The following is a 7,528-nucleotide window of genomic DNA, read 5'->3' as shown; positions in this document are numbered from 1 at the left end:
GAAATACAAAACGCCCGATGATGTTCATCAGGCGTTTTACAGACAAAAAACTGTCAACCTATATCAGGACTAGTCACTGTATCCCGTTGCCCCTTCCTGATATCGTCCTGACTCGTTCATGATCTTATTTCGCAGAACCTGATAACGGCCGGGTGTCAATACCGCCAACGGGGTCATCCCCTGTCCTTTCCGGTCGCGGGGGGTTGAGCCAGCTGAAAAAGGCGCACTGACCGATACGCATGCTCAGCAACGAAACCCAATGGCTGCCGGGGACGCATCACCGTTCTGGTCTGGTTACGTCACTACGACCGGCCTGACCGGCACGCCGGTCTTTCAGAGAGAAGACTGCCCGGGTCTGTGCCCTATACTGATCATCCGTGCACAAAAAAACGACCCGCAGGTCGTTTAGTGGTCGCCGTCTGAGCCGGTTACAAACCCAGTGCGTAACTCAGTGCTTTTTTCTTCAGCCAGCCACCCCGTTGTGCGGCCATCAGCCCCAGATTGCGGATCACGGTCAACGGGCCGTTCCGGTTGCTGAATGCCAGATAAAACAGATCCATGCCATTCTGCATCAGCAAATTGTCCCGGTAGCGTTGATGCTGATATTTATTCAGGGTGGCGAGCTGCCACCAGTCGTGTCCTTCACGACGGGCTTCCGCCAGCACATCGATCAGCACATCCACGTCGCGGTAGCCCAGGTTAACGCCCTGCCCCGCCAGCGGATTAATCGTGTGGGCAGCATCCCCGACCAGAACCAATCCCGGACGCACATAACGGCTGGCATGACGACGGATCAGCGGGAACGAACCGGCGGTCAGCGCGCGAACCTTACCGCACCTGGCCGGGAAATGGGTCGCAATTTCCTGTTCCAGCTGCGTCATGGAAAGTGCAGACAGCTGGCGGATACGGGCTGCGCTGTCGTACCAGACCAGAGAGGCATAGTGACCAAACAGAGGCAGAAAAGCGCGCGGGCCTTGAGGTGTAAATTGCTGCCAGGTGCTGTCTCCCGGAAGCTGCTCACACTCGACAGAGATCAGCATGCAGGACTGCGCGTATTCCCAGCCACTGACACCGATACCCGCCAGCCGGCGGACCTGCGAATTCGCCCCATCGGCACCGGTCAGTAGCCGGGTCTCTATTTTTCGGCCATCATCCAGGGTCAGAGACCAGCCTCCGGGTTGGGGCTCAGCCGCCGCTAAGGTGGCGGGACAGAGCAGTGTCACGCCCTGCGCCTGCATCTGCTCCCACAGCGCACGCTGCAGGACGCTGTTTTCCACCATATAGCCCAGCTCGGGTAATCCCAGGGAGGCCGCATCAAAAACGGCATGCGCATTTTCCCATTCCCAGGTTTCCAGCTGACGGTAAGGCGCGCAACGCATCGCCTGTACCCGCTCCCAGACCTCAAGTTCTTTCAGTAATGCCACTGACGATGCACCGATCGCCGAGATCCGCACATCGGGCTGGCTCTGCGGGGTAAATTCAGGAGCCGCCTGATGCTCGATCACGGCCACCCTGAAATGATGCCGGGCAAGGCCGCAAGCCAATGCCGCACCGACCATACCCCCGCCGGTAATCACCACATCAAATTGATCTTCCTGCATGCTATCATCCTTACCAACACTCAACTGCCCGTAAGATTTCGGGTTAATGTTAACTTGCGACAGTGTACCGGAAAATTCCGTCACAATCAGAAAAGCCGCTACACTGGTCACAACAGCAGCAAAGCATTACAATATGCCGCCTGCACATCCTTGCACTGAATCAATGGCCAGTTCGATGACGAAAAAATTACATATTAAAACCTGGGGCTGTCAGATGAACGAATATGATTCATCTAAAATGTCAGACCTGTTAAACAGTACTCATGGCTATACGCTGACCGAAAATGCCGAAGAGGCCGATGTACTGTTACTGAATACCTGTTCTATCCGGGAAAAAGCCCAGGAGAAGGTTTTCCACCAACTGGGGCGCTGGAAAAATCTCAAAGATAAGAATCCGGAACTGATTATCGGCGTCGGCGGCTGTGTCGCCTCTCAGGAAGGTGATCATATCCGTCAGAGGGCGCACTATGTGGATATCGTCTTCGGACCACAGACCCTGCATCGCCTGCCGGAAATGATCAATAGCGTCCGTGGTAACAAAAGCCCGGTCGTGGATATCAGTTTCCCGGAGATCGAAAAATTTGACCGTCTGCCGGAACCCCGTGCAGAAGGCCCGACCGCCTTTGTTTCTATCATGGAAGGCTGTAACAAGTACTGCACCTTCTGTGTTGTGCCCTATACCCGCGGTGAAGAAGTCAGCCGCCCAAGCGACGATATTCTGTTTGAAATCGCACAACTGGCAGCCCAGGGCGTCCGTGAGGTTAACCTGCTGGGTCAGAACGTTAACGCCTATCGTGGCGAGAACTATGACGGTTCGGTCTGCACCTTTGCCGATCTGCTGCGTCTGGTCGCCGCCATCGACGGTATTGACCGTATCCGTTTTACCACCAGCCATCCGATTGAATTTACCGATGACATTATTGATGTCTACCGTGATACGCCGGAACTGGTGAGCTTCCTGCACTTACCGGTGCAAAGTGGTGCCGACCGTATTCTGACACTGATGAAGCGTGCGCACACTGCCCTGGAATTCAAAGCCATTATCCGCAAATTGCGTGAAGCGCGTCCGGACATTCAGATAAGCTCGGACTTTATCATTGGCTTCCCGGGCGAAACTCAGGAAGACTTTGAAAAGACCATGAAACTGATTGCTGACGTTAACTTCGATATGAGCTTCAGCTTCATCTATTCCGCCCGTCCGGGAACACCGGCGGCAGACTTACCGGATGATGTGAGTGAAGAAGAGAAGAAACAGCGTCTTTACATCCTGCAGGAACGCATCAGCCAGCAGGCGATGGCCTGGAGCCGCCGGATGCACGGCACCGTTCAGCGTGTGCTGGTCGAAGGCACGTCGCGTAAAAATATCATGGAACTCTCCGGTCGTACCGAAAATAACCGTGTGGTGAATTTCGAAGGTCATCCGGAGATGATTGGAAAATTCGTTGACGTTGAAATCGTTGATGTCTATCCAAACTCACTGCGTGGTCGCGTCGTCCGTACCGAAAAAGATATGGGTCTGCGCGTAACAGAATCCCCCGCCTCCGTCATCGCCCGTACCCGGAAAGAAAATGAGTCCGGCGTCGGTCTCTGGCAGCCCTGATAGCGCATAATCGTGGTGACAGATACTGACTGTCACCGCTTTGCTAAGCTAAAGGGGTGGAATTTACGAATTCCGCCCCGATATCCCTACAGATAACCCCGTTCTGTGACGACGATCCCCGTGATTGTGATCGCCAGAATGATCTCTGCTGTACAACCGGCCCTTAGCGACCTGGAGGATGAGTTTGAATATCGAAACCCGTGAAATTGCACTGGAACCTGCAGATAACCAACGTTTGCTGAGTCTGACCGGCCCGTTTGACGATAATCTGAAGCACCTTGAGCGCCGGCTCGGCATTGAAATTAACCGGATCGATAATCGCTTTACCCTGACGGGAAAGGCGTTATGTGTGGATGCGGCCGAAAAAATCCTGAAAGATCTTTACGTGGATACCGCCCCGCTGCGCGGACAGAGTAAAGATATCGACCCTGAGGATATTCATCTGGCCATTAAAGAGAGCCGGGTGCTGGAACAAACGGCGGAGAGTGTCCCTGATTATGGTAAAGCGGTGAATATCCAGACCCGCCGGGGCGTCATTAAACCCCGCACGCCAAATCAGGCCAGCTATATCGCCCATATTCTTGACCATGATATTACCTTCGGTATCGGCCCGGCCGGGACCGGGAAGACCTATCTGGCCGTGGCCGCTGCGGTCGACGCGCTGGAACGCCAGGAAGTTCGCCGTATACTGCTGACCCGTCCGGCGGTGGAAGCCGGTGAGAAACTGGGTTTTCTGCCAGGCGACCTGAGCCAGAAAGTCGACCCGTACCTGCGTCCGTTATATGACGCCCTGTTTGAAATGCTGGGCTTTGAACGGGTTGAAAAACTGATTGAACGTAACGTGATCGAAGTTGCCCCGCTGGCCTATATGCGCGGACGTACATTGAATGATGCGTTTATTATCCTGGATGAAAGTCAGAACACCACCATCGAACAGATGAAAATGTTTCTGACCCGTATCGGTTTTAACTCTAAAGCCGTGATCACCGGGGATATCACGCAGATAGACTTACCGCGCAATGCACGCTCAGGCCTGAAACATGCCATCGAAGTGCTTTCTGATGTCAGTGAACTGAGCTTTAACTTCTTCCATAGCGAAGACGTGGTGCGTCATCCGGTGGTTGCACGGATCGTCATCGCCTATGAAGCCTGGGAAGAAGCCGACCAAAAACGCCGGGCCGAGGTCGCGGAAGAGCGTAAACGCGCCGCCCTTGCTGCCGGCCAGGAGAATGTATGAGCAGTACCGTAATTCTGGATTTACAGAATGCCTGTGAAAATCCGCAAGGGCTTCCGGAAGAAGCCTTGTTTCTGCGCTGGTTAACGGCCGCGGTCGAACCTTTTCAGCCCGAAAGTGAAGTCACCATCCGCCTGGTGGACGAAGCCGAGAGCCACGAGCTGAACCTGGCGTATCGCGGCAAAGACAAACCGACCAACGTCCTGTCTTTTCCGTTTGAAGCGCCGCCCGGCATTGAAGACTTACCGCTGCTCGGGGACCTGATCATCTGTCGCCAGGTGGTCGAGCAGGAAGCCGCCGACCAGGGCAAGCCCGTCGACGCCCACTGGGCACATATGGTGGTCCACGGCACGCTTCATTTATTAGGCTATGATCATATTCAGGATGACGAAGCCGAAGAGATGGAAGGCATCGAAACTGAGATAATGCTTGCTATGGGTTATGCTGACCCGTACATTTCAGAGAAAGACGCCGCCGGATAACCGGCGCCTGTTATTTATTCCGCTGCCAGTGACCTGACCTGGCAGTTTTATTTCCCTGCAAGAGAGAACAAAAAAAAAACGCCATGAGCGATGACCATTCACAAAACAGCGATAACCCCGGCAGTAAAAAGGGATTTTTTTCCTTACTGATCAACCAGCTTTTCCACGGTGAGCCTCAGAACCGTGATGAATTACTGGAACTCATCCGTGATTCAGAACAGAAAGAACTGATTGATCAGGACACCCGTGACATGATGGAAGGCGTGATGGAAATCGCCGAACAACGGGTCCGGGATATTATGATCCCGCGTTCTCAAATGATCACCCTGAAACAGAACCAGAACCTCGAAGAGTGCCTCGATGTCATCATCGAGTCGGCCCACTCCCGTTTTCCGGTGATCAGCGAAGACAAAGATCATGTGGAAGGTATTCTGATGGCGAAAGATTTGCTGCCCTTTATGCGCAGTGATTCGGCCCCGTTCAGTATTGCTGATGTGCTTCGCCCGGTGGTGGTGGTTCCTGAAAGTAAGCGTGTCGACCGCATGCTGAAAGAGTTCCGCTCTCAGCGTTATCATATGGCGATTGTCATTGACGAGTTCGGCGGTGTTTCCGGACTGGTGACTATCGAAGATATTCTTGAGCTTATCGTCGGGGAAATCGAAGACGAGTATGACGAAGAAGACAGCAGCGATATCCGCCAGCTCAGCCGTCATTCTTACTCGTTGCGGGCGCTGACGCCGATCGAAGATTTCAACGAAATGTTCGGCACCCGATTCAGCGATGAAGAAGTCGATACTATCGGGGGTCTGGTGATGCAAGGTTTCGGGCATCTGCCTGCCAGAGGTGAAAGTATCACTATCGATGGTTATCTGTTTAAGGTCGCGATGGCCGACAGACGTCGTATTCTGCAGGTTCATGTAAAAATACCGGATGATGCGGTTGCTCCTCAACTTGAAGACGAATAATGAGCCTATGACGGCACTGAACACTCTATTCCGGCAGCAGCGCATCCGCCTGTTGCTGGCTCTGCTGACGGGTGCCGTGGGCACCCTCGCCTTCTCTCCTTTCGATTTCTGGCCGGCCGCCCTGATTTCTCTGACCGGCTTGCAGGCTCTGACCCTGAACCGTAGCACCCGCCAGGCGACCGCCATCGGTTTTGTCTGGGGGATGGGGCTGTTTGGGTCCGGGGTTAACTGGGTCTATGTGAGTATCGCTACCTTCGGAGGGATGCCAGGTCCGGTCAATGTCATGCTGGTCGTGATGCTGGCGGCGTGGCTGTCGCTGTTCCCGATGCTGTTTTCGGGGTTGCTGAACCGTTTCTGGCCACGGGCGACGCTGCCGCGTCTGCTGCTGGCTGCTCCTGCACTCTGGCAGTTTACTGAGTTCCTGCGCGGCTGGATCCTGACCGGATTTCCGTGGTTACAGTTCGGCTATAGCCAGATTAACGGCCCGCTGAAAGGCATCGCACCGGTCGCCGGTGTGGAAACCATCACCTTTGTCCTGATGATGATCTCCGGGCTGATAAGCTATGCCCTGATACAGAGAAGCCTCCGGCCACTGCTGGCTGCCCTGGCTGTGATGGTCATCGCCTGGCCACTGCGTTACGTACACTGGTACCGGACCGAGTCCGGCCGCAGTGTGTCCGTTGCGCTGGTGCAGGGTAATATCGCTCAGTCGATGAAGTGGGACCCTGAGCAATTACAAAATACCTTAAATACCTACCTGCGGCTGACCCGCCCGGTGCTGGGTAAAGCAGGGATCATTATCTGGCCGGAGTCGGCCATCACCGACCTGGAAAGTAATGAACAGCCCTTTCTGACCGAACTGGATCGTATCCTGCGTGAGAATGGCAGTACTCTGGCAACCGGGATTGTCGATTCCCGACTGGAAGAAGATAACCATTATCATGACTACAACACGGTCGTGGTACTGGGGGGGCAGACCCCTTACAGCTATCTGAGCCGCAACCGTTATCAGAAAAACCACCTGGTGCCTTTCGGGGAGTTTGTCCCGATGGCCGACCTGTTGCGCCCGCTGGCACCGTTCTTCGATTTACCGATGTCAGCCTTCAGCCGGGGTCCCTATATTCAGCCTCCGCTGCAACTGGATGGTTATCGTCTGACGACGGCTATCTGTTATGAAATTGTGCTGGGTGAACATGTCCGGGATAACTTCCGCCCGGAGACTGATTTCCTGCTGACGGTATCGAATGATGCCTGGTTTGGTCATTCGATCGGCCCCTGGCAGCATCTGCAGATGGCCAGGATGCGGGCGCTGGAACTGGGCAGGCCGCTATTACGCGACACCAATAACGGAGTCACTGCGGTGGTGAATGCCAACGGCGATATCGAACAGCAACTTCCGCAGTTCCGTGAAGGGGTGCTGAGTGCCACACTGAGTCCGACCCGCGGGATGACACCTTATGCTCATACCGGTAATCTGACGGTGTGGATCCTTTCAGCATTGGCGGCGGTGGCATCGGTCATCCGGCGCCGGCGTCCTCAGTGAGCGTGACCGGGGCCTGACGGCTCCGGTCTCTTCCTCCTGACCATTAGCCCCCCCCTGCCGGAGGTTGTCGGCATAAAATACCCTCTGCCGTCAGGGCTCATCT

The 7,528-nt window shown here is 54.8% G+C and carries 6 protein-coding genes; 5 read left to right on the top strand and 1 reads right to left on the bottom strand.

Annotation, left to right across the window (positions count from 1 at the left end):
• Nucleotides 1-428 precede the first annotated feature (428 nt).
• Nucleotides 429-1,601, bottom strand: coding sequence for a 3-demethoxyubiquinol 3-hydroxylase (ubiF, locus tag JK223_RS14280; RefSeq protein ID WP_212714832.1), 1,173 nt, complete (start codon nt 1,599-1,601; stop codon nt 429-431).
• Between the two features lie 175 nt (nt 1,602-1,776).
• Here ubiF and miaB point away from each other — a divergent pair, with 175 nt between their 5' ends.
• The 5 genes from miaB to lnt all read left to right on the top strand — a co-directional run bounded on the left by miaB (nt 1,777) and on the right by lnt (nt 7,425).
• Nucleotides 1,777-3,201, top strand: coding sequence for a tRNA (N6-isopentenyl adenosine(37)-C2)-methylthiotransferase MiaB (gene miaB, locus JK223_RS14275; protein WP_212714831.1), 1,425 nt, complete (start codon nt 1,777-1,779; stop codon nt 3,199-3,201).
• A gap of 184 nt (nt 3,202-3,385) precedes the next feature.
• Nucleotides 3,386-4,438, top strand: a complete 1,053-nt coding sequence (locus JK223_RS14270; protein WP_025902151.1) for a PhoH family protein — start codon at nt 3,386-3,388, stop codon at nt 4,436-4,438.
• A complete protein-coding gene (ybeY, locus tag JK223_RS14265) occupies nt 4,435-4,917 on the top strand; it encodes an rRNA maturation RNase YbeY (protein WP_212714830.1) in 483 nt (160 codons plus the stop codon). The genes JK223_RS14270 and ybeY overlap by 4 nt, the downstream gene beginning before the upstream one ends.
• Before the next feature lie 83 nt (nt 4,918-5,000).
• Nucleotides 5,001-5,882 (top strand): CNNM family magnesium/cobalt transport protein CorC, encoded by an 882-nt coding sequence (corC, locus tag JK223_RS14260; protein WP_212714829.1) that lies wholly within the window; start codon nt 5,001-5,003, stop codon nt 5,880-5,882.
• Between the two features lie 7 nt (nt 5,883-5,889).
• A complete protein-coding gene (lnt, locus tag JK223_RS14255) occupies nt 5,890-7,425 on the top strand; it encodes an apolipoprotein N-acyltransferase (RefSeq protein ID WP_212714828.1) in 1,536 nt (511 codons plus the stop codon).
• Nucleotides 7,426-7,528 lie beyond the last annotated feature (103 nt).

It is taken from the genome of Tatumella sp. JGM118 (genome assembly GCF_018257515.1).
Classification (GTDB): domain Bacteria; phylum Pseudomonadota; class Gammaproteobacteria; order Enterobacterales; family Enterobacteriaceae; genus Tatumella; species Tatumella terrea.
Note: the sequence above shows the minus strand (reverse complement) of the source record. Positions and strands in the feature narration are given on the sequence as shown.

Coding starts and splice junctions, on each gene's coding strand:
- ybeY (WP_212714830.1), top strand. CDS start 4,435: ATGAGCAGTACCGTAATTCTGGATTTACAGAATGCCTGTGAAAATCCG.
- miaB (WP_212714831.1), top strand. CDS start 1,777: ATGACGAAAAAATTACATATTAAAACCTGGGGCTGTCAGATGAACGAA.
- ubiF (WP_212714832.1), bottom strand. CDS start 1,601: ATGCAGGAAGATCAATTTGATGTGGTGATTACCGGCGGGGGTATGGTC.
- lnt (WP_212714828.1), top strand. CDS start 5,890: ATGACGGCACTGAACACTCTATTCCGGCAGCAGCGCATCCGCCTGTTG.
- corC (WP_212714829.1), top strand. CDS start 5,001: ATGAGCGATGACCATTCACAAAACAGCGATAACCCCGGCAGTAAAAAG.